The sequence below is a fragment of the Mesorhizobium sp. WSM4822 genome, assembly GCF_055811155.1.
Window position 1 is genome coordinate 281,792 of sequence record NZ_JBVVQM010000010.1, and the last position, 26,197, is coordinate 307,988.

The following is a 26,197-nucleotide window of genomic DNA, read 5'->3' on the forward strand; positions in this document are numbered from 1 at the left end:
GCGGGCAGCGAAGCGCTATTGAAGGCGTTCGCGGCAAGGCGCGGAGGCGTCGCCCGCGAGGAGATCTTGGGGGATGGCATGAAAATAACGGTGCTCGGGGCCGGTGTCGTCGGTACGGCGGCCGCCTATTATCTGGCCGGCGACGGCCATGAGGTGACAGTGATCGAGCGCCATCCGGCGGCGGCACAAGGCACCAGCCAGTCCAATGCCGGCCTGGTGTCACCGGGTGACGCCACCGCCTGGGCCTCGCCGGCGGCTTTGAAGACTTTCCTGCGCGGGCTCTACAACCATGATCTCGGCATCAAGGTCAGGCTGCGCCTCGATCCCTATTTCCTCGCCTGGAGCCTGCGTTTTCTGCGCCAGTGCACGGTGGCGCGCCTGCGCGCCAACACCGACATCAAGCTCAGGCTCGCGCTCTATTCGCGCGACTGCATCAATGCGCTTTCGGAAGCGACCGGCATCCACTACGACGAGCGCAAGAAGGGCATCCTCTACTTCTTCCGCTCGCAAAAGAGCCTCGATACCGGCACCGACAATTACCGTTATCTTGCCAGGCACGGCCTGCCGATCGAAATCGTCGGCCGCGACCGGCTGGTCGAGCTGGAACCAGGCCTTGCCGGCGTCAAGGACAAGATTGCCGGGGGCGTCTATTCACCAACCGACCAGACCGGAGATTCCAAGCAGTTTGTCGACAGGCTGGCCGCCTATGCTGCCGAGAAGCTCGGCGTCAAATTCCTGTTCGGCACGACAGTCGAAGGCCTCGACATCGAGGGCGATCATGTGCGCGCGGTGATGACGTCGGCCGGCCCGGTCGCCGGCGATGCCGTGGTCATCTCGATGGGACCGGAGAGCGGCCTGCTCGGGCGCCGCTACGGCATCGACCTGCCTGTCTATCCGGTGAAGGGTTATACTGCGACGATTCCCCTGGAGGACGAAAGCAAGGGGCCGACCATGGGCGGCGCCGACGAGGACCGGCTGATCGGCTATTCCAGGCTGGGCAACCGCTTGCGGATGTCCTCGACGGCTGAATTCACCGGCTTCGATCGAACTTTCAAGCCCGCCGATTTCAAGACGATCATCAGCACCGGCAAGGACCTGTTCCCCGGTGCCTTCGACGAGAAAAAGGCCGAGCTGTGGGCAGGCCTGCGGCCGATGATGCCCAACTCGGTGCCGGTCATCGGCCAGGCGCGCTACAAAAACCTCTATCTCGACACCGGCCACGGCCATGTCGGCTGGACCATGGCATGCGGCTCGGGGAAATTCCTCGCCGACCTCGTTGCCGGCCGGAAGCTCGAGATCGACCCGCAAGGGCTGGTTTACGGAGGCTAGAGATGTCGGGACCGCAAGTCGCCATCGACCTTGGCCGCATCGAGCGTAACGCCCGCACCATCGTCGAACGCTGCGCCTTGTCTGGCATAAAGGTCTTCGGCGTCACCAAGGGTACTTGCGGCATGCCGCAAGTGGCGCGTGCCATGCTGCGGGGCGGGGTCTCAGGCATCGCAGAATCGCGCTTCGAGAACATTCGCCGGCTGCGCGACAGCGGCATCAACGCGCCGATCATGCTGTTGCGCAGCCCGCCGATGGCGCGGGTCGAGGAGGTGGTGCGCACCGTCGACATCAGCCTGCAGTCGGAACTCGCCACCATCCGCGAGATATCGCGCATCGCCGAGCGCATGGGCCGCATCCACGACATCATGCTGATGATCGATCTCGGGGATCTCCGAGAGGGCATCTGGCCGAACGACCTGATCCCGACCGTCGAGCAGATACTGCAGTTCAAGGGCGTTCGCATTGCCGGCATCGGCACCAATCTCGGCTGTTTCGGCGCCATCATGCCGACGCCGGAAAATCTCGGCCAACTCGTCGCCCATGCCTACAAGACCGAGCGCCTGTCCGGCAGAAGCCTCGACGTGATCTCCGGCGGCGCCTCGTCGTCGCTGCCGCTGCTGCTCGAAGGCAGGTTGCCGGCCGGCATCAACAACCTGCGGGTCGGCGAGGCGATCCTGCAGGGTGGTGTCGAGACCTTCCGCGACACGCCGTGGGCGGAGCTCGAACCCGATGCCTGCCGGCTGACAAGCGACATCATCGAGGTCAAGCTCAAGCCGTCACGGCCGATCGGCCAATCGGGCTACGACGCCTTCGGCAACCAGCCGGCCTTCCCCGACGAAGGCGACAGGCTGCGCGCCATCGCCAATATCGGCCGCGAGGATGTGCTGGTCGAGGGGCTGACGCCGATCGCCAAGGGGATACGCGTGCTCGGCGCCTCCAGCGACCATCTGCTTTTGGATGTCGCCGATGCCGAACCGAGGCCCTCCGTCGGCGACCGCGTCGCCTTCCGCATGAGCTATGGCGCCATGCTTTTGGCGATGACCTCGGAATATGTCGAGAAGGCCCCGATGCACGACGTCGAGGATTTTTCCGGCCGCAAGATGGTGCAGATCACGGCCGGGCAGGGGGCCGCCGGCATCCTGGCCCGAGAAAGCACCGGCGCGCGGCTGGAAGCGATGAACTTCGACGTGGTGGAACTCGCCGATGTCGAGCGGCCGCCATCGGGGCTGGTCCGGCTGATTGCCGGCGCCGATCGTCGCATCGCCCACAAGGCGCTGACCGCGACGGCGCGCGCGACGCATTCTTTCGGCCTGATCTGGATCGATTCCATCGCCGCCCTGATGCCAGAGGACGAGGAGGGCATCGACCTGCCGGAATGTTCGGTGCTGGCGCGATCGCTCGGGCTCGATCACAAAGCCGGCGCGCTGCAGCCGCAGCTGTCGCCGGAAAATGTCGTCATCGTCGGCCTGCGCCACGCCGATCCGGCCGAGGCGCGGGTGCTGAAGGATTCGCGCGTGTCGGCCTTCACCATGACCGACATCGACGCCATGGGCATGCGCGACCTGATGCATGAAGCGATCCGCATCGCCACCTCAGGCACGCAAGGCTTTCATGTCAGCTATTCGCCGACCGCAACCGAATTCGCAGGCTGGGCTGCGGGCTCCGGCGGGCTGACCGTGCGCGAAACGCACCAGGCGATGGAGGCGATCGCGCTCTCCGGTGGCTTGCTGTCGATGGATGTTTCGGGCCTGACGGCGGATCTGGAGCCGCGGATCGGCACCGACGCGGTCAACTTCGTCATGTCTGCCTTCGGCAAACGGATTCTCTGATCAGCCCTGCGCTTCCACTGCCGCGCGCCATGCGCTGACATAGTCGACCCAGGCCGGGTCTATAGGCGGTTCTATGCTTTCGCCCTTGCCGTGCGTCGCCGGCCGATCGCATGCCAGCAGCGCCGCGCCGATGCTGGTGCCGGTGGCGGCCTCGGACGCAACAACGGCGCGCGCCGTGGCTGCCGCCAGCATGCCGACAAAGAGCCGGTTGCGGGCAAAGGGGCCTTCGACCGTGGTCGGGCCGTCCGCGCCGATCAAGTCGAGGCAGGTTGCCGTCATCAGCGCCAGATAGAACGAGATGGCGGCAAAGCGCTGGCCATTATTCATGCCGTCGGCGTTGAGCCATGTCGCAGTCTGATGCGGGAACGGCCCCGAGCCCTGCTGGGTCGACGGCAGCAGCAGCATCTTTCGCGCCAGCACGGCGCCGACATCACCCTCGTTCCACTGCTCCGGCTCGTCCTTTGTCAGCACGGAAAACTCGCGGCCGCCCATGAAGCGCGCCGAGGGAACGGGATTGCCGAGTGCGTTGACATTGACCAGCGTGTCGCGCGCGGCATCCAGCGCAATCTGTTTGCCGCCGACCGCCATCGACACCACCCAGGTGCCGGTCGAGACGACGGAGAAAGGCGGTTTGTCGGAGAGAAGATGCGGCAGAAGCGAGGCGTTGGAATCATGCAGGCCGCAGAACACCGGCGTTTGCGGATCGAGTCCGGTTCGCATCGCAATACTGGGCAGGATCGGGCCGAGGCGATCGCTGGCCGGCCGCACCGGCGCCATCAGGCCGCGCCAGTCCAGCCTGTCGACCAACGATGAGAAATCCGCCGTCCACGGGTTCCACAAGTCGGTGTGGCAGCCGAGCGAGGTGACCTCGTTGGCGGCGATCCCGGTCAGGCGCAGCGCCCAGTATTGTGGGTACATCAGCATCGCGGCGGCCCTGGCGAATTCCGCCGGGAAGCTCTTCTGCTGCCAGAAGAATTGCGCACTGAGATTGAGGCCGAGCGGCAGGCGCGGCGTGCCGGTCTCGGCAAAGGGCGGGCGGATCGCGTCATAATCCGCTGCCAGCCCGTCGGGGCCATCGAACTCATAGTCGAGCACCGGCAGCACCAGTTCGCCCGCCGCGTCGACCAGCACGCCCGTCGCGCCATGGGTGGTGATCGAAATGGCGTCGATGCGCTGTTCGCGGTCGAGGCCGGCAAGGCTGTCGAGGATGAATGCCCACAAGGCCTCGACATCGTGGTGCGGGTAAGGCGCCTGTCGCACCGGCGCATTGGACATGCGGCGCAGCGCCACCTCGCTCAACGTCGCGAGGTCGACCAGCGCCACCTTGGCGTTGGTCTTGCCGATGTCGATGACGGCGATGTGCTGCATCGCACTCATGCCATGTGGAACATTGTTTCCAACGGCACGGCCACCGGCTCGTTGTCCGGCCTGGTTTCCATGATGTCGGCCATTTCAGCCCACCAGCGCTGCATCACCGGATATCCGGGCAATTCGTCCATGCCGTGGTCGTCACGCCGCCACAGAACACCGAACAGGATATTGGTCTCCTCGTCGAGATGGATGGAATAATCGGAGACGCCGGCCTGCTTCAGCAGCGATATCAGCGACGGCCAGATCTCGTCGTGGCGCTTCTTGTACTCGGCCTTCATGCCGGGCTTCAGCTTCATTTTGAACGCGTATTTCTGCGGCATCAGCGCCCTCCGCGCAATCGCCGCCAGACGATCGGCAAGGCGATGACGATGATCAGCAGCAGACCTATAAAGATCGACATGACGATGCCGGGCACGTTGAGCAGGCCGAGCCCGAAGGTCACCAGTCCCATGATGAAGGCTGCGAGCACGACCCCAACAATGCTGCCGGCGCCGCCGAGGATACTGACGCCGCCGAGCACCACCATGGTGATGACTTCCAGCTCGTAGCCCTGCGCGATCGATGGCCGCGTCGAGCCGAGCCGCGAGGTGATCAGCACCGAGGCGATGCCCGACATCAGCCCGGTCAGGCAGAACAGGATGAACTTGGTGCGGCCGACGCGCACGCCGGAAAACTGCGCAGCTATCGGATTGTTGCCGATGGCGAAGACGCGTCGGCCGAAACTCGTACGGTGCAGCAGGAACCAGTAGACGACGGCCGCAATGAGGAAGAGCACCAGCTCGAACGACACCACCCACCAGACATAGCCCTGGCCGAAGAAGGCGAAGCTTGCGGGATAGCCCTTGTAGGCCTGGTCGCCGAGGATGATGAAGGCGATGCCGCGAAACAGGCTCATCGTGCCGATGGTGACGACGATCGACGGCAGGCCGAGCCTTGTCACCAGCAGACCGTTGAAGGCGCCGCAGCCGAGCCCGACGACGATGCCGATCGCTACCAGCGCTGGCGTGCCGGCGCCGGCCTGCACCGCCATGCCCATCATCGTCGACGAGAGCGCAATGATGGCGGCCACCGACAGATCGATCTCGCCCGAGATGATCAGCAGCGCCATGGCGAAGGCGATCAGGCCTTTCTCGGTGAAATTGAAGGTCAGATCGGACAGCGAATAAGGGTCGAGGAAATAGGGCGAGGCGAAGCTGTTGATGGCGAAGATGGCGACGGCCACCACGACCAGCAGCGCTTCCCAGGAAAAAATCGCCGAACGAAGCGGCTTGTCGAGCCGGTCGGGAATGTGGCGCGGAGCAGGGATGTCGGTCACGCCTCCACCTTTCTGAGGATGATGCGGCCTTGCTGGCGTTCGCCGCGCGCGTTGAGCACGACGGCCAGGATGATGGCGCTGCCCGAAATCGCCATCTGCCAGAAGGGCGAGATGTTGATGACCGGCAGCGCGTTGGAGATGATGCCCAGGAACAGTGCGCCGAGCACCGCGCCGCCGACCGAGCCGATGCCGCCGGCGATCGAGATGCCGCCGATGACGCAGGCGGCGATGATGTTGAGCTCATAGCCATTGGCGACCTCGACCGACGCGATCACATAGCGCGAGATCCAGAGATAGCCTGACAGGCCGCCGACCATGCCGGAGATGCAGAAGACGATGAACTTGGTGCGGCCGACATCGATGCCGGCATAGACGGAAGCCGTCGGGTTTACGCCGATGGCATAGATCGAGCGGCCGAGCGCGGTGCGCGTCATCAGGACGAAGAACAGCGCAATGACCAGGATGGCGATCCACGACAGCACCGGAATGCCGAGGAAGGCGGCGCGCTGAAAGCCGATGAAGTCCGGGCTCATCTTGTCGGCATTGACCCAGGCGCCGCCGGACAGGACGAAGGTGGCGCCGCGATAGATGGTCAGCGTGCCCAATGTCACCACGATCGAGGGGATGTTCAGGCGCCACACCAGCAGGCCGTTGATGGCGCCGAGCACAAGGCCGACCAGCAGTGCGACGACGATCAGCAGCGGGATCGGGATCGCCGGATGTGCTGCGTTCAGCATCGCCACCACCATGCCGGTGAAGCAGAGATTGGACGCCATCGACAGATCGATCGACCGGGTCAGGATGACCACCATCTGGCCGAGCGCCAGGATCATCAGGATCGAGGTGTCGTTGAACACCTGGCGCAGATTGCCGGGGTCGGCAAAGGCCGGGAAACGCGTCGAAATCAGGCCGATCAGCACGACGATGGCCGCCAACAGCCAGATTTCACGGTATTTGAGGAAAGCCTTCATGCCGCGATCCCCGCTGCCGTCCGAACCAGCGTCTCGGCGTCCAGCCCCTTGTTGTCGTAGACCGCCGCGACGAGCCCCTCGCGCATGACCACGACGCGGTCGGACATGCCGAGGATTTCGGGCAGCTCGGAGGACACCATGATCACCGACAGGCCTTGCGCCACCAACTCGGCCATGAAGCCGTGCACGGCGGCCTTCGAGCCGATGTCGATGCCCTTGGTCGGCTCGTCCAGGATGATCACCTTGGGCGACGTCGCCAGCCATTTGGCGATGACGATCTTCTGCTGGTTGCCGCCCGACAGCGTGCCGACGTCCTGGCTGAGCGAGGAGGCCCTGAGGTCGAGCCGCTCGGTGTAGGAGCGGGCCAGATCGAACTCCTCCGACAGCCGCAGCAGGCCGGACTTCGATGTGCGCTTGAGTGAAGGCAGCGAGACGTTCTGGAAGATCGGCAGGCCGATCACCACGCCTTGTTTGCCGCGTTCTTCGGGCACGTAGACGATCCCGGCATCGATCGAATCCGCCGCCGATTTCGGCGCGAGCGTCTTGCCTTCCAGCGTGATCGTGCCGGCTGATGTGCGGGTGATGCCCGATATCGCCTGCATCACCTCGCTGCGGCCGGCGCCGACCAGGCCGTAGAAGCCGAGGATCTCGCCCTTGTGCAGTTCGAAGCCGATGTCGTTGAATTCGGTCGGATGCGACAGGCCGGAAACGGAGAGCACCGGCGCGCCTATCTCGGCCTTGCGCTGCGGGAAGATGTGATCGACCGCGCGGCCGACCATCAGGCGCACGATCTGGCTCTGGCCGGCATCCTTGATCAGGCCTTCGCCGACCATCTCGCCATCGCGGAACACCGTGTAGCGGTCGGCGATACGGTAGATCTCGTCGAACTTGTGGCTGATGAACAGGATTGCCTTGCCGTCGCTCTTGAGGAACTCGATCAGCAAAAAGAGCTCCTCGATCTCCTTCATCGAAAGTGCGGCGGTCGGCTCGTCCATGATGACGATCTGCGCGTCGATCGACATGGCGCGCGCAACGGCGACCAGATGCTTGTTGGCGATGCCGAGGTCCTTCAGGCGCGCATCGGCGTCGATGTGGCCGGCATGCATGGTGTCAAGCACTTCGCGCGCATTCCTACGCATCGTGCGCCAGTCGATGGTGCGCAAACGCGTGCGTGGCGCGTGGCCGAGAAAGATGTTTTCGGCGACGCTCAGATCGTCGAACAGCACGGTTTCCTGGTGGATGGCGGTGACGCCATGGCCGAAGGCGGCATGTGCGCTGGGCAGGGTGACTGCCTGGCCGTCGATGCTGATGGTACCCCCGTCGGGCTGGTAGATGCCGGTCATGATCTTGACCAGCGTCGACTTGCCGGCGCCGTTTTCGCCGATCAGCGCCGTCACCTGCCCTGGATAGAGCGACAGGCTGACATTGTGCAGCGCGCGCACGCCGGGAAAGCTCTTGGAGATGCCGGACAGCGTCAGGCGTGGAGCCGGGGCCGGAGGCCGCTCCTTCACCGCGCCGTGTTGGGCTGTCGTGTCCATAATCGTATCAAGCCCTGAAACAAGGTTCGTTTAAAGTCGCGGCGGGACGTGAGCCCCGCCGCGTCAGCTCTAGAGAACTCCAGATCAATAGATCTTGGAGAACTTTTCGATGTTCGACTTGTCGAACTGGAAGGGCGGAGCCATCGCAGCCGAGTTGGTGTCGTCGAGCGTGACCTTGCCGACGCGGCCGATCGACAGCGTGGCGCCGGGCTTCGCCTCTTCCTTCTTCACCGCCAGATCATGGGCGAGGTAGACGGCCGAGTAGCCGAGGTCGATCGGGTTCCACAGGGCAACCGCCTGACTGGAACCGTTGTCGATGAACTTCTTGAACTCGGACGGCAGCGCGAGGCCGGTGACATTGACCTTGCCGATCAGGTTCTCGTCGGTGACGACCTGGGCGGCGGCGACGACGCCGACGGTGGTCGGCGCGATGATCGCCTTGAGGTTCGGATAGGACTTCAACAGGCCCTTGGCTTCGTCGGTGCTCTTGGCCGAATCGTCATCGCCATAGACGGTGGCGACGAGTTTGATCTTGGGGAACTTCTCCGGCAGGATTTTCTTGGCCGCGTCGATCCAGGCGTTCTGGTTGGTGGCGGTCGAGGAGGCCGACAGGATGGCGACCTCGCCGCCTTCCGGCAGGTGGTCGGCGGCAAGCTTGATGATGGTCTCGCCGATCAGGCCGGTATCGGACGGGTTGAGGTGAAGCTGGCGGCCTTCCTTGGCGACGCCCGAATCCCACGAGATGACGGTGATGCCGCGTTCCATGGCCTTCTTCAGCACCGGCACCAAGGCGTCGGCGTCATTGGCCGAAATGGCGATGGCGTCGACCTTCTGCGCGATCAGCGAATTGACCACTTCGATCTGCGCTTCGGCGGTCGCCTTGGTCGGGCCGGTGTAGATGATGTCGACATCGCCGAGTTCCTTGGCCGCCTCTTCGGCGCCCTTGTTGGCGGCATCGAAGAAGCCGTTGCCGAGCGATTTCACCACCAGTGCGATCTTGACGTTTTCGGCATAGGCGGCATTCACGAACATGGCGGCTGAAAAGGCCGCCGTTACCATCAATTTCTTCAAGAAGCTCATCGAATTTCCTCCCTTGAGCGTTGCATTCCATCGTCGCTGCGAGCGCGAGTTGGCCTCAGGCCTGCAGTGAAGATTCTTCCTTGTTGGTTGCGGATGTGCGGGCGACGATCAGTGTCACGCCGGCGGTCTCCAGCATCTTGGCTTCGCGATCCTCGATGCCGTCATCGGTGATGACGGTGGCGATGCGCGACAGGCCGCACAGGATCAGGCTGGAGCGTTTGCGGAATTTCGAGGAATCGACCAGCACCACCAACTCGTCGGCCTGGTCGATCAGTTTCTGCTCCGCCTGGATCAAAAGCGGATCGCCCTCCATCAGGCCGAGCGGCCCCAGACCCTGCGCGCCCATGAACATGCGGCGCGCATAGAAATTGCGCGTCACGTCATTGTCGAAGGGCGACAGGATGATGTTCTGCTCGCGATAGATGGTGCCGCCCGACAGCATCACCGTGTTCTTGGAGTGCTTGAGCAGGTGCTCGGCGATCGGGAACGAATTGGTGAAGATCGGCATGCGGCGGCCGGTCAGGAAATGCACCATCTGGAACGTGGTGGTGCCGCCATTGATGATGATTGGTTCGCCGTCCTTGCACAGCTCTACCGCTTCACGCGCGATCGCCCGCTTCTGCGAGGCGTTGATCGTTTCGTTGACGGAAAAGGGCCGGCCGGCCAGCCCGATGAACTGCGGCGGCGAGATTGCCTCGGCGCCGCCGCGCACGCGGCGCAGGCGCTTCTGGACGTGGAGAGCCGCGATATCGCGCCGGATCGTCGCCTCGGAGGACTCCGTCAGGTCGACCATCTCCTGCACCGTCACCACAGGCTTTTCCTGGACGGCGGACAGAATGATCCTGTGGCGCTCTTTTTCGTGCATGGTTCCTCCCTGCCTGAGCATCTAGGCACCCAAAAAGCGCAGTGTCAATCATTTCCGATCATATAATTTCATTGTGCAGTGCAATATGATTGATCTTGATCGTTTGTGATTGACAAGCCGGCCGCTTCCGTGGAAATTCGGGGCCAAATGGCCGCGCCTTTTGCGTGCCTTTCGGGAGGATTGCATATGCTCGACAAGCGCACCGGCGCGCGCCTCGCCAATCTGTGGGACGAGGCCAAGGCTCACGCGATGAGCGGGCCGGAACTTCTGGTCTACCGCTCGAACACGCTCGGTTCCGACAAGCGCGTCACCAATTATGGCGGCGGCAACACGTCGTCGAAGATCTGGCAGAGAGACCCGCTCACCGGCGAGGATGTCGAAGTGCTGTGGGTCAAGGGATCGGGCGGCGACAGCGCCTCGATCAAGCTGGACGGCTTTGCCACGCTCTACATGGACAAGCTGCGCGCGCTCAAAGGTCTCTATCGCGGCGTCGAGCACGAAGATGAAATGGTCGGCTTCCTGCCGCACTGCACCTTCAACCTCAATCCACGCGCGGCCTCTATCGACACGCCGTTGCACGCCTACGTGCCGAAGCCTTTTGTCGACCACATGCATCCCGATGCCATCATCGCCATTGCCGCCGCGAAGGATTCGAAGGCGCTGACGAAAGAAATCTTCGGCGACGCCATCGGCTGGTTGCCGTGGAAGCGTCCCGGGTTCGAGCTTGGCCTGTGGCTGGAGAAATTCTGCCTCGAACACCCCGATGCCAAGGGTGTCATCCTGGAAAGCCACGGCCTGTTCACCTGGGGCGACACCCCCAGGGAATGCTACGAGACGACGATCTCGGTGATCAACCAGGCGATCGAATGGTTCGAGCCCCGCTCCGAGGGTGTCGCTATCTTTGGCGGTGAAGTGGTCAAGGCACTCGACGCCACCGAGCGCCGTGCCATCGCGGCCAAACTGATGCCGAGGATTCGCGGCCTGATCTCGGAGAAGAGCCACAAAACAGGCCATTTCGATGATTCCGCCGCCGTGCTCGAATTCGTCAATTCCAGGGATCTGCGCCCGCTGGCGGCACTCGGCACCTCGTGCCCCGACCATTTCCTGCGCACCAAGATCCGCCCGCTGGTCATCGAATTCGATCCGGCCAAGCCCGATGTCGATGCGGTGATTGCGCGGCTTGCCGACGACATCGCAGCCTATCGCGTCGGCTACCAGGCCTACTACGACAGCTGCAAGCATCCGGACTCGCCCGCCATCCGCGATCCCAATGCCGTCGTCTACCTGATGCCCGGCGTCGGCATGTTCACCTTCGCCGGCGACAAGGCGACGGCGCGCATTTCGGGAGAATTCTATGTCAACGCCATCAACGTCATGCGCGGCGCCTCGACCGTCTCGTCCTATGTCGGCCTGCCTGCACAGGAAGCCTTCGACATCGAATACTGGCTGCTCGAGGACCTGAAGCTGCAGCGTATGCCGAAGGCGAAGTCGCTTGCCGGCCAGATCGCGCTGGTCACGGGTGGCGCCGGCGGCATCGGCCGCGCCACGGCCAACCGGCTGCTGCGCGAAGGCGCCTGCGTGGTGCTGGCCGACATCGACGAGACAGCGCTGGCCAGCGCCAATGACGAACTGGCCAAGGTCTATGGCAAGGATTTCGTCCGCCCGGTGCTGATCAACGTCACCTCGGAGGACCAGGTCATTTCGGGCTTTGCCGAGACCGCGGTCGAGTTCGGCGGCATCGACATTCTGGTGTCGAATGCAGGGCTGGCCTCCTCGGCGCCGATCGAGGAGACGACGCTGGCGCTGTGGAACAAGAACATGGACATCCTGTCGACCGGCTATTTCCTGGTCTCGCGGGAAGCGTTCCGGCTGTTCCGCGCGCAGAAGATTGGTGGCAACGTCGTCTTCGTCGCCTCCAAGAACGGCCTTGCCGCATCGCCCAACGCTGCCGCCTATTGCACTGCCAAGGCCGCCGAGATCCACCTCGCCCGCTGTCTGGCGCTGGAGGGTGCGGAGGCGCAGATCAGGGTCAATGTCGTCAACCCGGACGCGGTGCTGCGCGGCTCGAAGATCTGGACCGGCGAGTGGAAGGAACAGCGCGCCGCCGCCTACAAGATGTCGACCGACGATCTGGAGGAGCACTATCGCTCGCGTTCGATGCTGAAGCGCTCGGTCTTCCCGGAAGACATCGCAGAGGCGATCTATTTCCTGGCGTCCGACATGTCGGCCAAGTCGACCGGCAACATCATCAATGTCGACGCGGGCAACGCCCAGAGCTTTACGCGCTAGCCGCTTCGCCCTTCTCCCCGTCACTATACGGGGAGAAGGTGCCGGCAGGCGGATGAGGGGCAGCGCTGCCCGAACATATTTTGGGAGGAACCAGCACTTGTCCGAATCCATCATCTCCGCCGACCTCGTCGACAAGGACAACGGCGCGCGCAAGCCCAACCTCGAGCGCGACTACGCCTCGCTCGGCGAGCGGCTCGACCGTCGCGGCATCGCTATCGACGCTATCAGAGACAAGGTCGAGAAATTCGCGGTGGCGATCCCGTCCTGGGGCGTCGGCACCGGCGGCACCCGCTTTGCCCGTTTTCCCGGCGCCGGCGAGCCGCGCGACATCTTCGACAAGATCGAGGACTGCGCCGTCATCCAGCAATTGACGCAAGCGACGCCGACCGTCTCCCTGCACATTCCGTGGGACAAGGCCGACCCGAACCGGCTGAAGCAGGCGGCTTCGCGCTTTGGCCTCGGCTTCGACGCCATGAACTCCAACACTTTTTCCGACGCGAAGGACCAGGCGCTTTCCTACAAATTCGGCTCGCTGTCGCATGCCGATGCCGGCACGCGCCGGCAAGCGGTCGAGCACAATCTCGAATGTATCGAGATCGGCAAGACGCTCGGCTCCAAGGCCCTGACGGTGTGGATCGGCGACGGTTCGAACTTCCCGGGCCAGGTCAATTTCGCCAAGGCGTTCGAGCGCTATCTCGACGCCATGAAAGAGGTTTACGCCGGACTGCCCGCCGGCTGGAAGCTGTTCAGCGAGCACAAGATGTACGAGCCGGCCTTCTATTCCACCGTCGTGCAGGACTGGGGCACCAACTACATGATCGCCAGGGAATTGGGCGACAAGGCGTTCTGTCTCGTCGACCTCGGCCACCATGCCCCCAACGTCAACATCGAGATGATCGTCTCGCGGCTGATCCAGTTCAAGAAGCTCGGCGGCTTCCATTTCAACGATTCGAAGTATGGCGACGATGATCTCGATGCCGGTTCGATCGACCCCTACCGGCTGTTCCTCGTCTTCAACGAACTGGTCGATGCCGAACTGTCCGGCACCGAGGGTTTCGATCCGGCGCACATGCTCGACCAGAGTCACAACGTCACCGATCCGATCGAAAGCTTGATGCTGTCGGCGGTCGAGGTGCAGCGCGCCTATGCGCAGGCGCTGCTCGTCGATCGCAAGGCGCTGGAAGGTTTTCAGGACAGTAATGACGCGCTGATGGCGACGCAGACGCTGAAAGCCGCTTATCGAACCGATGTCGAGCCGATCCTGGCCATGGCGCGGCTGAAGACTGGTGGCGCCATTGATCCGGTCGCGGCCTATAGGGCGGCGGGTTACCGCGCCAAGGTCGCTGCGGAACGTCCCGCGGTCGCCGGTGGCTCGGGCGGCATTGTCTGAGCCCGAGCCGGCCCCCTCACCCGGCCGCTTTGCGGCCACCGCCCTCCGGGCGTTCGTTGTTCGAAAAGCCAAGCAGTTGGCTTTTGGCCCGCCGCGCGGACCACGCCTCACCCCGCTGGGGAGAAGAGACTGACGTCAGCGCTGACAACCTCCTCTCCCCTCGGGGAGAGGTCGGATTGCCTCGAATTGCGCTTCGCAATTCAGTTGGCAATCCGGGTGAGGGGGCTCTTTCTCACGCTCCCTTAATTGTTAGTGGACTCGATCAGTCCAACACGGTCTTCTAGGCGTCCCCCCGCCCGGAGAACCGCCATGCCTCTCAACCGTCGGACACTGATCGCCGCCAGTCTTTCCATCACCTTCGCCCTCGCGCCGTTGACGGGCGTCTTCGCCGCATCGCCTGCGCCAGCCAAGGGCGAGCACGGCATGGTGGTGACGGCCCAGCATCTGGCGTCCGAAGTCGGTATCGAGGTGCTGAAAAAGGGCGGCAATGCTGTGGATGCGGCGGTTGCCGTCGGCTATGCGCTCGCGGTCGTCTACCCCAATGCCGGCAATATCGGCGGCGGCGGCTTCATGACCATCCGCTTCAAGGACGGCAAATCGACCTTTCTCGATTTTCGCGAGCGGGCGCCGCTGGCGGCGACAAAAACCATGTATCTCGACAAGGACGGCAACCCGGTGAAGGGGGCCAGTCTCGACGGCTATCTTGCGGTCGGCGTGCCGGGTTCGGTGGCCGGTCTGGAGATGGCCCGCGAAAAATACGGCAAATTGTCCCGCCAGGATTTGATGGCGCCGGCAATCGGCTATGCCAGGGACGGCTTCATCCTCAACCAGGGCGACGCCGCCTCGTTTGCCGGCAGCGCCGACAGGCTGGCGAAGGACCCCGCGGCCGCCGCCATATTCCTGAAACCCGACGGCAAGCCCTATGGCATCGGCGAGCGGCTGGTCCAGCCCGACCTCGCGGCGTCGCTCGCAACCATTTCCGAAAGGGGGACGGATGCCTTTTACAAAGGCGCCATCGCCGATGCCATCGTCAAGGCGAGCGGCGCCAAGGGCGGCATTCTCGCCAAACCGGATTTTGAGCAATATGCGGTGCGCGAACTCAAGCCCGTGACCTGCACCTATCGCGGCTACGAGATCACCTCCTCGCCGCCGCCCAGCTCCGGCGGCGTCATCATCTGCGAAATCCTCAACGTTCTGGAGGGCTATCCCTTGTCCTATCTCGGTGCCGGTTCGGCCGAGACGGTCCACGTCATGATCGAGGCGATGCGCTACGCCTATGTCGACCGCAATTCCGCGCTCGGCGATCCCGATTTCGTCGACAATCCGGTCTCGAAATTGCTTGATAAGGCCTATGCCAAGGATATCCGCGACAAGATCGACCCGTTCCGGGCCGGCGTGTCGCAGGATCTGATGCCGAAGGGCTTTGGCGAGAGCAAGGAGACGACGCATTATTCGATCATCGACGATGAAGGCAATGCGGTCGCGGTCACCTACACGCTGAATGGCTCCTTCGGAGCCGGCGTCGTCGCCGACGGCACCGGCATCCTGCTCAACAACGAAATGGACGATTTCACCCAGAAACCCGGCGTGCCCAATCTCTACGGCCTGGTCCAGGGCGAGGCCAACGCCATCCAGCCGAAGAAGACGCCGCTGTCGTCGATGAGCCCGACCGTGGTCGCCAAGGACGGCAAACCGTTCATGGTCATCGGCAGCCCGGGTGGCTCGCGCATCATCACGATCACGCTGGAAGCGATCGTCAATGTCATCGACCACGGCATGAACATCCAGGAGGCGATCGACGCGCCTCGCATCCACCATCAATGGCTGCCCGACAAGGTTTATGTCGAGCCGTTCGGCCTGTCGCCGGACACAGAAAAGCTGCTGGCCGGCATGGGATATCACCTCGATCTCGCTGACCAGACCTGGGGGCAGGCGGCCGGCATCCTGGTCGGCGGCAAGAGCCTGGCGGAAATCGAGAAGGGCGGCGGCGCGCGCTACAACGGCGCCATCGACAGCCGCGCGGCCTCCGGCGAGGCGCTCGGATACTGATAGCTCGGAGGAAAAACCTGGTGCAGCGTGGCGATTCGGGTTGATCGCCCGCTGCTCAAGTGGATCGGCTCACACCGATTTGGCCGTCACAAGACCAGCGTGAGAGTGGACGCAACCAGCATCAAGGCGGCAATGCCGACGAACAGCGCATAGATACGCGGCCGGTCGAGCAGCAGCGCGTTTCCGGATATCCAGGCGGACGTGGCGCCGCCAAGCGCGAAGAGGAAGCCGTTGCGGTGCCCGAAGACCATCGATGCGGCCATCAGCCCGCCAATGATCAGCGCACCGAACACGATGATCACGGCAACGGCATATCTCTCGAAATCATTGCCGCTTCCCATGCTCGGGCCGATTGCGTTCAAGGTTGGCAGATCGTCCGGATCGAAAGGGTTCGTCGACCCGTATTCGTCTTGACCGGCAGGCTCTCGCATCATTCATTCTCCGTATAGCGGCAACAAACCATCAAGCCTTGCCGAGCGCAACCCGATCGCACTCCCTTCAATGCGTTTGGTACGGTCTTCTACACCTTCTGGCGACGACCGCCGCCGGTTTTTTGATTCGTTGCCTTTTCAGGCAATCCAATCCAGAGCGCGCCGGCCCGAAGGCGGTCGTGGCACCATCATCCTGGAATGCATTCGTGGAGGAAAAATGATGCGGGACGTGGATTGCGCTTCGCGGGCAGCGATTTTCGGCGAGCGGGACGTCGCACGCCCACCGTGACGGTGCGAATCGTCTTGCCGCCATCCGGACGGAGGACAGGGCCGCGTCGAATCGCGGCTCTGGACGCGCGTCGTCACAGGTTCATGCGGCGCGCTTCAGATCCTGCATGCCAGATCACTGCCAGCCGAGGCAGCCGAGCGGCATGCATCAGAACTTCATGCTGAGGCTGCCCTTGATGACGCGGCCTTCGCCATAGATGCAGCTGAGGTCGGCATTGCTGCCGGCCTCATAGCAGGTCGAATAGTAGGTCTTGTCGAACAGGTTGGAGACATTGAGCGCTGCCTGCCAGCCATTCTTCTTGTAGCGCAGTGCCGCGTCGACCAGCGTGTGGCCGGGCACGTTAACCGTGTTCGTACTGTCACCGAAGCTGGCGCCGATATAGCGCACGCCGGCGCCGACACTCAGGCCCTCGAGCACGCCGCTGCCAACCTCATAATTGGCCCACAGCGATGCCTGGTGTTCCGGCACCCTGGCCGGGCGGTTACCGATGACGGCGGCGGCATCGCTGGTTATCTCCGCGTCGAGATAGGTGTAGGCCGCCGTCATGCTGAGGCCGGAAGCCAGATCTGCGTTGGCCTCGATCTCCAGGCCGCGATGGCGGACTTCTCCGGTCTGGACCTGGTAGACGGGATTGGCTGCTGCCGTCGGCACATTGGTCTTGCGCAGGTCGAACAGCGAAGCGGTGATGAAGCCGGGGAAGAAGGTCGGCTCGTATTTCAAGCCGACTTCATACTGCTTGCCCAACGAGGGCAGCAGCGCGTCTCCGGACTGGGTCGGGCCGATATTGGTGGTGAAGGATTCGGCATAGCTGGCGTAGGGCGTCAGGCCGTTGTCGAAGAGATAGCCGATGCCGATATTGCCGGTGAAGGCATGGTCCTTCTGATCGTAGCTGCCTGCACCGTCGAGTCGGTTGAAATTGGTGTGGTCGATCCAGGCCTGCCGGCCGCCGATTGTTAGGACCCAGTGGTCGGCGATCTTGGACTGGTTTTGTGCATAGAGGCCGACCTGGCCGATCGTCTCCACGCGATCCGTAATGATGAGGCTCGGCGGCGTGACAGGGATCGAGTAGTCCGGGTTCTGGGTGTCCAGCGGCGGACCCGCCCCGTAGCCGTTGCGCCCGTCGACCGATTGTCTGCTGTAATCCAGACCGAACAGCAGCTTGTTTTCGACCACGCCGAAGTCAGCCTTGTACTCGGCCTGGTTGTCGACGTTGAACAGCCTTGCCGTCTCATCCACGGTGAACAGCGTGCGCTGCACCGTATGTTCGTCTGCGCCGATGTATGGGCCGCCAACCCACTCGCCAAAATAGAGCTGCCGGTAGTCGGTTTCCTGCTGCGAGTAGCGCAGGTTTTGCCGCACCGTCCAATGGTCGTCGAACTCATGGCTGAACTGGTAGCCGATCGAACCATGGTTGGCATCGAAGCGGTCGAAGTCAGGCGAGCCGGTGAAGAAATTGCGCGGCAGATTGCCATACTGCGCCGGCAGAAACTGATTCGTCGTCAGCCTGTCCCACTGGTAGTTGGCCAGGATGGTCAGCGAGGTCTGCGCATCCGGCTGCCACCTGAGCGCCGGCGCGACGAAGATGCGGTCGTTGCGGGAATAGTCGGTTTCGAGCGCGCCGTTGCGAACCAGGCCGGTCAGCCGGTAGGACCACACGCCGGCATCGTCGATCGGGCCGCCTATATCCAGCCCGGCCTCGACGGTGTTGAAGCTGCCATAGCTGAGGAAGCCGTCATAGATCGGCTTGTCCGTCGGCCGCTTGGTGACGGCATTGACCATGCCGCCAGCCTCGTTCTCGCCGTAGAGCACCGAGGATGGCCCCTTCAAGACTTCGATTCGCTCCAGCCCGTAGGGCTCGATCTTGAAGCCTGAGAAATCGATCACTTTCTGCGGCAGCCCGTCGCGATAGATCGCCGACGTGCAGAGGTCGAACCCACGAATCAGGCATTGGTCGAAGCGATCGTCGACGCCCCATGGCGAGATGGTGACGCCGGCGAGATAGGACAAGGCGTCCTCAAGCTGCCCTGGCTGGCGATCATCGAGCTGCTTGCGGGTCACCACCGAAATCGAGCGTGGAATTTCCTTCAGCGGCGTGTCGGTTTTCGAGCCGGTGGTGGTGTTTTTGGCGATGTAGCCGTCATCCGGTCCGACCGGGCTGTCGCTCTGTCCCTCGACATTGATCGGGTTGAGCTCGGTCGCGGCTTCCTGCGCAAGGGCCTGGGTGCAAAGCAGGGTCGAAAGCGATGCGACCACGAGGCCCCGGGTCCGGCTTCGCCGCCGCGCCGCACGATATGCACTCAACCGCATCTTGATACCCTCACTGCCCGCAATGCGCGCAGGACCGGTCCGCCTTGCGCCAATTTAAATTTGTTGACTCGGTTAGTCATCTTCAATGTTGACTATGGAAGTCATGTTTCATAGTCAACCGACCATCGGCTGCCGGCAGCCAGATTTTTGAATGCGTCGTTTTGGAGAAAACCCGTGCCTGAAATCCACGCCCAGCCGGCTTTCCGCACAGGCGCTGCGCGATGATGGCAGCCCTTGAATCCCACAGGGCCGACCGTCTCCGCGGTCGGATCACCCGGCGCGGCGCGCTGGGACTTTTCGTTTTGCCCTTTGCCGCAATTGCATCGCCATCTGCCACGGCGAAACCGTTGCGCATCGTCTGCCCGGATGACGGCCTGGCCGAGACCTTGCTCATGCTCGGTGTCAGCCCGGTTGCCATTGCCGGTCGCGACATCTGGGAGACCTGGGTGGTCGAACCGCCGCTGCCGCCTGAGATCGCCGATGTCGGAACGCTGCTCGAACCCAATCTCGAATTGCTGCAGCAACTCAGGCCCGACATCATCCTGTCCATGCCGTATCTCGACGGCATCAAGCCGCTGCTCGAACGCGTGGCGCCGGTGACGACGATCGGGCTCTATACCGAGGCCGGGCAGCCCTATCAGCGCGCACTCGAGGCGACGCGCCAGCTTGCCGGGCTTGTCGGCAAGGAAAGCGAAGGCGAAGCGCTGATCGCGGCGACAGATGCGTATTTTTCGGAAGTCCGCCGGCAGCTGGCGCCGCTTTCGGCGCGGCCGATCTATGTCGTCAGCTTCATGGACCCGCGCAACGTGCGCGTCTACGGCAAGAAGAGTCTGTTTCAGGAGGTGTTCGATCGCATCGGGCTCGCCAACGCCTGGACGGCCGAGACCAATTATTGGGGGTTTTCGACCATTGGTATCGACGGGCTGGCGACATCCAGCGACGCTCGCCTCGCTTATCTCGAACCCTTGCCCGAGGGCGCGGGCGGCACGCTGACCGAAAGTCCGGTCTGGAACGCCATGCCTTTCGTGCGCAACCGCTCGATCATGCGTCTTCCCGCCGTCCATATGTTCGGCGCCCTTCCGTCCGCCACCCGTTTTGCTCGGGTCCTGGCGTCGGCGATAACCGGGGAGGCCGCCCGTGGCTGAGGATGCTGCGGCCATCGCCCAAGGGGGGAAGCCTGCGTCGGCCGGCCGGGCCTCCGCGTGGAGCTTTTTCAGCAATCAGCCGGTAGGCGCGATCCTGCTTTGCGCGGTGCTGCTCGCGGCAGCGTCAGCGGCAACCGTCTCAAACCTAACCGTGCAGCTACCATCGGCGCTCTGGCTCCAATCGGTCGCCGCCCCCGACATCGCCGACATGCGGCAGGTGCTCGTCCACTATGCTTTCCTGCCTCGGCTTGCCGTCAGCCTTCTGTGCGGTGCGGCGCTCGGGCTTGCCGGAACCGTCCTGCAGCAGGTTCTGCGCAACCCGCTTGCCTCGCCCGAAACGGTCGGCGTCTCGGCCGGTGCCTATCTGGCGCTGGCGCTGACGACGCTTCTGTCACCGTCGCTGCTTGCCTTCGGGCGCGAATGGGTGGCGCTGGCTGGCGCATTCGTCGCCCTTGCCGCCGTTTTCGCTCTGTCCTGGCACAAGGGCCTGTCGCCGCTTTCGGTGGTGCTGGCGGGGCTTGTGGTCAGCCTTTATGCCGGCGCCATCGGTGCCGCTCTCATTGTGCTGCGGCATGAATGGCTGGCCAGCCTGTTCATCTGGGGCGCCGGTTCGCTCGGCCAGCAGGACTGGTCGACGACGCTGTGGCTTTTGCCACGCATCGGCACTGCTGCGCTTGCGATCTTCTTCATGGTGCGGCCACTGACCCTGCTTGGCCTCGACGATGAAGGCGCGCGCAGCCTTGGCGTGCCACTCGGCGCCTATCGCTTCGCCGGACTGGCGGCCGCCGTCGCGCTGATTGCCTTTGTCGTTGCCGCTGTCGGCGTCATCGGTTTCGTCGGCCTGGCCGCGGCGACGCTCGCGCGCATCGGCGGTGCCCGGCGGCTGGGCCAGCAACTGGTGATGGCGCCGCTGATCGGCGGGGCGCTGTTGTGGGCTGCCGACCAGGCCGTGCAGATCGCCACCGGGCCGCAAGGCGACCTGCTGCCGACCGGAGCGATTACAGCACTTCTCGGCGCGCCGCTGCTTCTCTGGCTGCTGCCGCGCCTTGCTCTTGGCTCGGAAGCCCCGACCTTGATGGCCGCGCGCCTGCCGCGCGCAAGCCGGCCCGGCCTTATGCTGGCGGCGATCGGCGTGGCTCTGCTTCTGCTGCTCGGGCTGGCCCTGCTCTATGGACCGGGCCCGCATGGCTGGACCTTCGCCTTCGGCGACGAACTGCAGCCTTTGCTGTCGTGGCGGTGGCCCCGCGTGCTTGCCGCGCTGAGTGCCGGAGCGATGCTGGCGCTTGCCGGGCTGATGATGCAGCGGCTGACCGGCAATCCGATGGCGAGCCCCGAAGTGCTTGGCATCAGCGCCGGTGCTGCGCTCGGCATGATGGTGGCGCTGTTTGCGCTCTCGGATGCCGGACGCCCGGTTCAGACGGCGGCGGCAACCATCGGCGCCTTCGCCGCTTTGCTGGTGACGCTGGCGATCGGCCGTCGTGCCGCCTATGCGCCGGAGCGGCTGCTGCTCGCCGGCGTTGCTCTGACGGCCTTGTTCGACGCGCTGATCCTGGTGCTCACCGCCACCGGCGATCCGCGTGCCATGCTGCTGCTCAACTGGCTGACCGGCTCGACCTATGGCGTCGATGTCGGTGACGCCTTGCTCACCGGTGGCATCGCCGTCTGCCTCTTCGCGCTCGCGCCTTTCTTCATGCGTTGGCTCGACATCCTGCCGCTTGGCCCCGCCGCTGTGCAAGGCCTTGGCATTGACCTGAAGAGGACGCGGCTTCTCGTGCTGCTGACGGTCGCGGCACTTACCGCGGCTTCTACCCTGATCGTCGGTCCGCTGACCTTCATCGGCCTGATGGCACCGCACCTTGCCCGTCGCATTGGCCTTTCCCGTGCGCTGCCGCAGGCCATTGGCGCGGTGCTTGCCGGCGCGCTGATCATGGTCGCCGCCGACTGGGTCGGCCGCACCGCCATCTTCCCGCGCCAGATCCCGGCCGGTCTCGTTGCCACACTCATCGGCGGCCCGGTGCTGATGTGGCTGCTGCGCCGCCGCTGACCGTTTTGCCCTTGTGGAGATATCGATGTCCAAGTCGACGCCAGCTCTGATCGCCGACACCACGGTCCACGATCTTGTCCCGGCGCAGGGCGGCGCCCCCTGGCGGATATTCCTGCATGTGCCGTCCGGGCCGGTGCCCGAGGCCGGCTGGCCTGTGCTCTACATGACCGACGGCAACGCCGTTATCGGCACGGCGGTCGACGCCATGCGCGCGCAGGCCTTCTATCCAACGGGCACCAATGTCGGCTGGGGCGTCATCGTCGCCATCGGCTATCCCGTCGAGGGCGCCTATGACCCGCTGCGCCGCTCATGGGATCTCGGCCCGCCGCCGGGCAAGACCTATCCGCCCTTCTATGAGGGCACGCCCGAAGTCCGGACCGGTGGGGCAGGGGAGTTCCTTGCCTTCATCGAGGACGAGTTGAAGCCGTGGGTCGCCAGTCGGATCACGGTCGACGCTAGCCGCCAGGCGCTTTACGGCCATTCTTTCGGTGGTCTGTTTGCGCTCTATGCCCTGTTGACGCGGCCGTCTGCCTTCCAGACCTGGATCGCGGCGAGCCCCGCCATCTATTGGGAAGAGCGTGCCATCGACCGCTTTCTCGAAACCTTCGAGGCCGCCATCCCCGCTGGTTTGGCGGCGACCGTGATCCTGTCGGCCGGCGAGTACGAGACCGAGAAGCTGGCGCCGTTCCAGATTGGCGCCGAGGACGAGGAAAAGCGCCTGCAGCAGAAGAAGATAACACGCACCGACGAATTCGCGCGGGCAATGGCGCAGCGGCTTGATGCTCTCCCGGGAGTGCGCGCCAGCTTCGAACTGCATGCCGGCGAGAACCACATGTCGATCCTGCCGGTCACGGTCAATCGTGCGGTTCAGGCAGCGTTTGCGGTCAGGGCTTGCGACTAACGGCCTTCACCTCTCAACGCTGCAATGGCTTGTTCTCGTTGTGTGGCTGCGTCCGCGTCCATAGCGCCAAAACGCAGGGCACAGCGGAATTTTTCCCCGGGTGCGACGCGAACCAGGCGGCCTCTTTCCTTGGCCGCAAGATAGCCGTCTGGTTCGGCGGTGGCCGGCAGCACGAGGCCAAGCGCGTCCTGGTCGGCGCCGCGTGTGATCCAGCGGACGGCATAATTGAGCTCGTCGGGGCGAAAGCTGACGAAATCCGCAGTACGGTCCGGATGGACCTGCAAGGCGTGCGCCCAGCCCTGGGGGTCGGCCTTAGCCCTCATCGTCAGCACGAGTTCTGGGTCGATCGGCTCGCCCTTGGTCAGCAGGCGATGCCGCGAAGGATCGGCGACAACGGCATCGCGGTAGGCAAGGTAGCTTTCGCTCGGCGTGAAAAAGGGCGGCAGCGTCTGGCGCACGACAATGTCCGCGGAATCATCCGCTACGGTGTCGACCAGGCGCCCGCCATCGGCCGGTTTGAAATTGATGTGCGCCAGGTACATCAACTCCATGGCCGAGCGTTTCAGGTTCTCGATCACGATGTCGACGGCGAGGCTGCTGGCGTCGAGTTGCAGCCGTACGGTGGGCTCCATCACATAGTCATGGCTGAAAGCGACGGTCTGTCGACAGCGCCCCGTCAGCGCCATGAAAGGCCCTTCGGAATTGCTGCCGGCGATCAGTTGCACATCCTGATAAGGCGCATTGGGCAGGTCGCCGTGAAGCGGGTGGCGGTCATCCGGCCCCGGATTTCCCATTGCGGTGGCGCCGCAGTGGATGAAGAACGCGCCGTAGTTGGAAAGATAGTCGCGGGTCGCGACCGGCTCATCGAACATCGAGCGCATGGTCAGGGAGCCGCCGAGGAAGGTCGCGTCCCAGATCTGCTGTCCTTGGAACGGCAGCATGACGATTTCGCCCTTCGCGTTGCTGATCCGAAGCCCGGCAACGCCGGATCGGTAGCGAAAGGCGGTGGCGACAAGCCCGCGATAACGCGCGACGATGGTTTCCGACGCGCCGAACTGCTCGGGCAGGAGGTCGACGAAGACGTGATCGGAGTAGTCCAGATGCATTGTTTCGACCTCTATCCACCGCAAGCGTGCGTGCCGATAGTCGCAGGAAACATCTGGAAATCAACGGCAGCACGTCTCACAGCTTCTGCCAGGACGGCTGGTGGCAGAGTCTCTTCGCGCCCTCCTGGGAGAGCGCTCGAAACTGCAAGCTTGCCAGGCAATATCCCGCGATTGCCTATCCGCGAGCCGGCGGCAGCTCGAACAAAGTGGCGCCGTTCTCCCGGCCGCGCTCGACATAGCCGATAACGCCGAACCATCTTGCGACATCCGGCCCCTGGAGCCAGCTGCGCGAGTGGATGGCGAGGTTGCCGGCGAGCGCCTGGATGTGCCTGATATGCCGCTTGCAGAAGCGAACGGTCGCGGCGCGGAAGAAGTCCTCCCGTGCGGCGAACAGCGTGTCGGCGGCGTCGCTGTTCTCGTGCCAGGCGATGATCGCCACGGCCTTGTCGCCCTCGACAAGCGCGTGCGCGCGGCCCTCCTTCAAATTCATCATCAGATTGTCGTAGGCGATCTTGCTGTCCTTGCCGGCCGCCACGTATTCGTCCGACATCCGCTTGGACAGACCGCGAAAGACATCCTCCAGATCCCCAAGCGTCGCTGCGCGTGCTCTCATTTCACCTCCTGCAGCCCCGGCAGGCAGTTTGCCCTAGGGTTGAGGGGTGGCCAAGCAAATTAAATCCGTCTGCGGGCTAATGTGCGCAAAGTGATTCCACTTGGCGATGCAGGCGGCGACGCGATGGGGTGTGTCCAAAACGGACCTTGGGAAAATGGTGCCCAGAGGCGGAATCCAAGCGACGGAAAACTCGCTCTGTTTCCAAATTGTTAGGCCTACGCTATAGCCGGGCTGGCCAACAAAAATACCAACAAAATATTTCTGTGGATTGGTTCGGTTCCTCGACACACTCTGTTCGCGCAATACCACGGTGTCCCAAACCTATCTCAAAAGGCCATTGCTGTCGTTACTCGAGTTGGATCCATATAACCGCTCTCGATCGCATTGCATGTTGCGTGGGAAAATCGCAGGTCCGCTGACTCCGATTTGCTGACCTTTGATCGCTCACCAATTCAAGATCGCGGAGAGGAGCATCTTTCGATTCGCGCCTGTCATTCTGAAAATATTGCTCTTTCACACTCCTTGCAGCATAATTGTTACGCGGCTACAAGGCGATCGGATGTGGCGGCGACAGGCACTCGGGAAGCACCTGCCGCTCGAGCTAGGCGCGTCCCCGACTGTTGAACAGATCGGCATGCGGGCACTTCGCACGAGGTGCGCCGGCAGTAGCCCATGCACCTCGTTTTTCAGACGTACTCGCGTTCAGAACTGCAAATTGGGCGGCGCGATGCCCAGCTGAAGAGAATTGCGTCGAAGTAATCTGAAGGCCGGCTCGAGGGCTCTCCGATGGCCGGAGCGCGAAGGGAGCTTTGCTGCGCCCATGCGGGTAGGTTCACACTCCGCGTGTTCGGCGACATCCGACAATTGTGTCGGCTTTGTCGGTTTGACGACACAGCCTTGGTTGGCCGGCATCTTGGACGTTTTTGGCTAAGCCGCTGAAAACAAATGTATAATCCCTTCCCCTTACACCGTCATATAGATTGGCACGAATTTTGCTGAATTTCGTCGATAGGGCGGGAGCAGCTTGCCAGGGAAGAGCGAAGAGATGGCTCGACAAAATTGATGGACGGAGGATCACAGATTTGTTGCGAATGAATACGTTGCCCGCTGGCGGCCCTGCGTCTGCGGCTAGAGCCTCCGTGCGGTTGAAGATGCGGCGAGGGTTTACATGATTTGCTGGCGGGGCCAACAATGGGCGTTGCAGATGTACATACGGTGGGCGGCCGGTTACGTCCTGTTCGTGATGGCATTCTTCGTAAGCGCTATGACTGCGAACGGACAGGAGACCAGCCTTGTCGGCATTTACCAGGGTTCGGAGCTAACCGCGGCCGCCAA

19 protein-coding genes are annotated in these 26,197 nt (G+C 63.4%); 8 read left to right on the forward strand and 11 right to left on the reverse strand.

Features of this window, described 5'->3' with window-relative positions:
• Positions 1–78 precede the first annotated feature (78 nt).
• Together AC0L3E_RS23460 and AC0L3E_RS23465 are read left to right on the forward strand one after the other, a co-directional pair.
• Positions 79–1,329, forward strand: coding sequence for a D-amino acid dehydrogenase (locus AC0L3E_RS23460; RefSeq protein WP_128308348.1), 1,251 nt, complete (start codon positions 79–81; stop codon positions 1,327–1,329).
• 2 nt (positions 1,330–1,331) lie between these two features.
• Complete coding sequence (locus tag AC0L3E_RS23465) at positions 1,332–3,158, forward strand: alanine racemase (RefSeq protein WP_128308347.1); 1,827 nt, start codon at positions 1,332–1,334, stop codon at positions 3,156–3,158.
• Here AC0L3E_RS23465 and AC0L3E_RS23470 read toward each other — a convergent pair whose 3' ends face one another.
• The 7 genes from AC0L3E_RS23470 to AC0L3E_RS23500 form a co-directional block, all read right to left on the reverse strand.
• Complete coding sequence (locus AC0L3E_RS23470; protein WP_473605704.1) at positions 3,159–4,535, reverse strand: FGGY-family carbohydrate kinase; 1,377 nt, start codon at positions 4,533–4,535, stop codon at positions 3,159–3,161.
• Complete coding sequence (gene rhaM, locus AC0L3E_RS23475) at positions 4,532–4,849, reverse strand: L-rhamnose mutarotase (RefSeq protein WP_473605705.1); 318 nt, start codon at positions 4,847–4,849, stop codon at positions 4,532–4,534. Before rhaM ends, AC0L3E_RS23470 begins: the two co-directional genes overlap by 4 nt.
• A complete protein-coding gene (locus tag AC0L3E_RS23480) occupies positions 4,849–5,844 on the reverse strand; it encodes an ABC transporter permease (RefSeq protein WP_473605706.1) in 996 nt (331 codons plus the stop codon). The genes rhaM and AC0L3E_RS23480 overlap by 1 nt, the downstream gene beginning before the upstream one ends.
• Positions 5,841–6,815, reverse strand: coding sequence for an ABC transporter permease (locus AC0L3E_RS23485; protein WP_473605708.1), 975 nt, complete (start codon positions 6,813–6,815; stop codon positions 5,841–5,843). The genes AC0L3E_RS23480 and AC0L3E_RS23485 overlap by 4 nt, the downstream gene beginning before the upstream one ends.
• Positions 6,812–8,353 carry a sugar ABC transporter ATP-binding protein gene (locus AC0L3E_RS23490; protein WP_128308343.1) on the reverse strand — a complete coding sequence of 514 codons (1,542 nt, stop codon included), beginning with the start codon at positions 8,351–8,353 and terminating at the stop codon, positions 6,812–6,814. The genes AC0L3E_RS23485 and AC0L3E_RS23490 overlap by 4 nt, the downstream gene beginning before the upstream one ends.
• 84 nt (positions 8,354–8,437) lie before the next feature.
• Positions 8,438–9,433, reverse strand: coding sequence for a rhamnose ABC transporter substrate-binding protein (rhaS, locus tag AC0L3E_RS23495; RefSeq protein WP_128308342.1), 996 nt, complete (start codon positions 9,431–9,433; stop codon positions 8,438–8,440).
• 55 nt (positions 9,434–9,488) lie between these two features.
• Positions 9,489–10,298, reverse strand: coding sequence for a DeoR/GlpR family DNA-binding transcription regulator (locus AC0L3E_RS23500; protein ID WP_023813909.1), 810 nt, complete (start codon positions 10,296–10,298; stop codon positions 9,489–9,491).
• A gap of 186 nt (positions 10,299–10,484) precedes the next feature.
• Between AC0L3E_RS23500 and AC0L3E_RS23505 the strand changes: the two genes are divergently transcribed.
• From AC0L3E_RS23505 to ggt, 3 genes are all read left to right on the forward strand, one after another.
• Positions 10,485–12,587 (forward strand): bifunctional rhamnulose-1-phosphate aldolase/short-chain dehydrogenase, encoded by a 2,103-nt coding sequence (locus AC0L3E_RS23505; RefSeq protein WP_473605709.1) that lies wholly within the window; start codon positions 10,485–10,487, stop codon positions 12,585–12,587.
• A 97-nt stretch (positions 12,588–12,684) separates the two neighbouring features.
• Positions 12,685–13,977, forward strand: coding sequence for an L-rhamnose catabolism isomerase (gene rhaI, locus AC0L3E_RS23510; protein ID WP_164781647.1), 1,293 nt, complete (start codon positions 12,685–12,687; stop codon positions 13,975–13,977).
• A gap of 309 nt (positions 13,978–14,286) precedes the next feature.
• Entirely contained in the window at positions 14,287–16,026 is a 1,740-nt protein-coding gene (gene ggt, locus AC0L3E_RS23515) for a gamma-glutamyltransferase (protein ID WP_473605710.1), read from the forward strand.
• Positions 16,027–16,112: 86 nt separating this feature from the next.
• Here ggt and AC0L3E_RS23520 read toward each other — a convergent pair whose 3' ends face one another.
• Together AC0L3E_RS23520 and AC0L3E_RS23525 are read right to left on the reverse strand one after the other, a co-directional pair.
• The gene (locus tag AC0L3E_RS23520) at positions 16,113–16,460 is read right to left on the reverse strand and encodes a hypothetical protein (protein ID WP_032808338.1); all 348 of its coding nucleotides are present in this window, start codon (positions 16,458–16,460) and stop codon (positions 16,113–16,115) included.
• Between the two features lie 433 nt (positions 16,461–16,893).
• Positions 16,894–18,999, reverse strand: coding sequence for a TonB-dependent siderophore receptor (locus AC0L3E_RS23525; RefSeq protein WP_473605711.1), 2,106 nt, complete (start codon positions 18,997–18,999; stop codon positions 16,894–16,896).
• 401 nt (positions 19,000–19,400) lie between these two features.
• On the opposite strand from AC0L3E_RS23525, the gene AC0L3E_RS23530 reads away from it, so the two are divergent.
• The 3 genes from AC0L3E_RS23530 to AC0L3E_RS23540 are packed head-to-tail and all read left to right on the forward strand — an operon-like array spanning position 19,401 to position 23,143.
• A complete protein-coding gene (locus AC0L3E_RS23530) occupies positions 19,401–20,198 on the forward strand; it encodes an ABC transporter substrate-binding protein (protein ID WP_473605712.1) in 798 nt (265 codons plus the stop codon).
• Complete coding sequence (gene fhuB / locus AC0L3E_RS23535; RefSeq protein WP_473605713.1) at positions 20,191–22,242, forward strand: Fe(3+)-hydroxamate ABC transporter permease FhuB; 2,052 nt, start codon at positions 20,191–20,193, stop codon at positions 22,240–22,242. Before AC0L3E_RS23530 ends, fhuB begins: the two co-directional genes overlap by 8 nt.
• A 25-nt stretch (positions 22,243–22,267) precedes the next feature.
• Positions 22,268–23,143 (forward strand): alpha/beta hydrolase, encoded by an 876-nt coding sequence (locus AC0L3E_RS23540; protein WP_473605714.1) that lies wholly within the window; start codon positions 22,268–22,270, stop codon positions 23,141–23,143.
• Here the strand turns inward: AC0L3E_RS23540 and AC0L3E_RS23545 are convergent.
• Entirely contained in the window at positions 23,140–24,249 is a 1,110-nt protein-coding gene (locus tag AC0L3E_RS23545; RefSeq protein ID WP_473605715.1) for a DUF4432 family protein, read from the reverse strand. The two genes, AC0L3E_RS23540 and AC0L3E_RS23545, sit on opposite strands and share 4 nt — an antisense overlap.
• Before the next feature lie 175 nt (positions 24,250–24,424).
• A complete protein-coding gene (locus AC0L3E_RS23550; RefSeq protein WP_023813918.1) occupies positions 24,425–24,862 on the reverse strand; it encodes a hypothetical protein in 438 nt (145 codons plus the stop codon).
• Positions 24,863–26,197: the final 1,335 nt, after the last annotated feature.